General features: G+C 41.5%; 1 protein-coding gene. It reads right to left on the minus strand.

Translation table 11 applies throughout. From position 1 onward, the window contains the following. On the minus strand, positions 1-296 hold a 296-nt coding region (locus HBA93_RS18900; protein WP_221724324.1), incomplete at its 3' end, for an AAA family ATPase. Between the last annotated feature and the right edge of the window lie 118 nt (positions 297-414).

Below are 414 nucleotides of genomic sequence, written 5' to 3' on the forward strand. Positions count from 1 at the left end.
CCAATTGCGTTTGCAACCATCAGACTAGCTGTCCCCTCTAAATCAATGATCACAAATTGAGATATTCTTGAAGCTTCTTCAATCTGATCAACAATACCATCTTCTGTGATACCGCTCACAATAGCGATGTTCTCTGGTCGACCTGGTAGATTAGCCCACTGGGATATCCAGCGCTCTGGATCTGCGTCAAGGATAGTAACACTAGCACCACTCTCTGAAAGTTGCGTAGCGAGAATTAAGGCTGTCGTCGTCTTCCCGGCGCCGCCTTTTGGATTGGCAAATGATATAACTGGCATCTGTGCTCGACTCTACTCTTTTAGGCACTCTATCATATAGCTATCATATAGCTATATGATACTTTAAGATATCTAGTAGCTACTAGATATCTTAAAGTATCAGAATAGTATTTTTTAT

It is taken from the genome of Ochrobactrum sp. SFR4 (assembly GCF_019730395.1).
In the GTDB taxonomy this organism is placed as follows: Bacteria; Pseudomonadota; Alphaproteobacteria; order Rhizobiales; family Rhizobiaceae; genus Pseudochrobactrum.